At 60.0% G+C, this 2,192-nt stretch carries 3 protein-coding genes; 1 reads left to right on the top strand and 2 read right to left on the bottom strand.

The window, feature by feature from the left end; genetic code table 11:
• Positions 1–357 (bottom strand): DUF5602 domain-containing protein (locus AC1DT3_RS18740; protein WP_477466731.1); only part of this gene is annotated, 357 nt, incomplete at its 3' end.
• A 141-nt stretch (positions 358–498) separates the two neighbouring features.
• On the opposite strand from AC1DT3_RS18740, the gene AC1DT3_RS18735 reads away from it, so the two are divergent.
• Positions 499–1,152, top strand: coding sequence for a DUF938 domain-containing protein (locus tag AC1DT3_RS18735; protein WP_477466730.1), 654 nt, complete (start codon positions 499–501; stop codon positions 1,150–1,152).
• Here AC1DT3_RS18735 and AC1DT3_RS18730 read toward each other — a convergent pair.
• The gene (locus AC1DT3_RS18730; protein ID WP_477466729.1) at positions 1,117–2,097 is read right to left on the bottom strand and encodes an ABC transporter substrate-binding protein; all 981 of its coding nucleotides are present in this window, start codon (positions 2,095–2,097) and stop codon (positions 1,117–1,119) included. The genes AC1DT3_RS18735 and AC1DT3_RS18730 overlap by 36 nt on opposite strands.
• Between the last annotated feature and the right edge of the window lie 95 nt (positions 2,098–2,192).

Genomic DNA, 2,192 nt, shown 5'->3' with positions numbered 1-2,192 from the left:
CTCGACGCCTGGGTGACCGGCATTGAAGTAGATGTCGACGTGGTCGACGTTGCCGCCCGGAGCCGCCAGGTCGTCGAAGCGCTTCTTGGGGTTCAGGTCCTCGACCGGGACCATGTAGATCGTGCTGACAAGCCGACCATCATGATCGTAGGCCAGGAATGGGCCCGCTGGAAGCGTCGTGGGATCGACGAACAGCTGTCCCATCCCCGGCAGAAAATCAGGCAGTTTTACCAGTTTGCTCACTTGCTGGTAGGGAGCCTTGGGGGGAGATTTGGCGATACTGGCCGGCGCGTCTTCGGCGAAGGCCGGAACGCATCCGATGAGGAGGGTAGCGAGGGCGAAGGGTAGTTTTCTCATGGTGGTATCTCCGTTGTCGCTAAGCCCCGTGATCCAGATCCTGGGCTTCAACTCATTGGAGAATGCGGACGCAAGAAGGTTCCCGAAAATCGTGTTTCGTGATGTGGGTGTGGAGGCACGAGCTTCAGTGAAGGTTTCCCAATGGCGAGAACATCAGACCCCAGTGTAGCCCTGACGTCGCCCTCCGTTGCGCGCAACCGAGATCCGATCCTTGCCGTCCTTCGGCGCGTGCTTCCAAAAGACGGCTTTGTCCTGGAGATCGCCAGCGGAACGGGTGAGCACGCGGTCCATTTTGCCGCCGCCCTTCCACAACTGACCTGGCAACCCACCGATCAGGACGAGCAGGCTCTGAGCAGCGTCACAGCCTACAGGTCACGATCCGGTCTGCCCAATCTTCTCCCACCCCTCGTGCTCGATGCGGCCGGCGTGGATTGGCCCGTTCTTCATGCGGACGCCATCGTGGCCATCAACATGGTTCACATCACCCCCTGGCGCGCGACACAGGGATTGATGGCCGGGGCAGGGCGCGTGCTATCGCGGGACGGCTTGATCTACCTCTACGGTGCCTACAAAGAGAATGGCATCCACACCGCGCCAAGCAATGAACGCTTCGATTTAGATCTCAGAAGGCGCAATCCGGAATGGGGCGTTCGTGATCTAGCGGATATGACGAAATTGGCGGATCGGCATGGATTGAAGCTTGTCGAGCACATCCCAATGCCTGCGAACAATCTCAGTCTGATCTTTCGCAAAATCGATTCATTCGATAACGACGTCGGCGCCGCTGATCAGTGATGGTGGGAAAGCAACGCCCAGTGCTTGAGCCGCTTTCAGGTTGGCGAAAAGCTCGACTTTTGTAACGAGCTGGACCGGGAGGTTCGACGGCTTCTCGCCATTGAGAATTCGTCCAACATAGATGCCGGCGCGACGATGCGATTGCGTAAAATCCCCTCCGTAACTCATCAGGCCACCCGCAATGGCAAAGTCGCGAGATTGGGTGATCGCCGGCATGGCATGACGAACGGCAAGCGCAGCAAGCTGCTGGCTGCGGTTGGCAAAGTAGGGGTCAGAGGTGAACACCAATCCGCGCGCCTGCAACTGTGGAAGAGCTGCGAACACCGCCTCGAATTCCTGTTCGGTGCTGGCATTGAGAACATGAAGCCGCACGCCGAGCGCATCGGCCGCCGCGTGGAGATTCTTCAACTGCGTTGCGACGGTGGGGCTGGTCGGGTTGATGACGACCGCGAATACAGCGGCGGCCGGTAGTAAATCATGCATGAACTCCAGCCGCTTACCGGAGACTTCTACGCTCAAGCTCGAAACCCCGGTGAGATTGCCACCCGGACGCGACAGGCTGTCCACCACCCCCAATGCCACCGGATCGCCACCCATCTCGAAAACGATCGTGATGGTCTTGGTCGCCGATTTTGCCGCAAGCGCTACGGGAGCGCCGCCAGGAGCCGCAATCACGGCAACTTTCCGAGCGACAAGTTCGGCGGCGAGAGAGGGCAATTGATCGTAGCGACCTTCCGCCCACCGATAGTCGATCGCGACATTGCGACCTTCGACGTAACCGGCTTCGGCAAGGCCTTCGTGGAAAGCCTTCAGGCGACTGGCAAAAGGCCCTGGCGACTCGGGGCCGAGATACCCGATGACCGGCGTCGGCTGCGGCTGTGCGTGCGACGGGAGCGCCCATACCGTTGCGCCGCCGAGCAACGTGAGGATGTCGCGCCGTCTCATCCCACGATCATCCTGACGCGAGAACGGCCCTGGAGCGCGACTTGAGTCCTGAGTTCAACCGCCATCGCTTGGTCACCTTTGAATTCTCTGGCCCC

Source organism: Microvirga sp. P4_G7 (assembly GCF_056401005.1).
The sequence above is the reverse complement of the archived record's forward strand: the minus strand, read 5'-3'. Positions and strand labels throughout refer to the sequence as shown.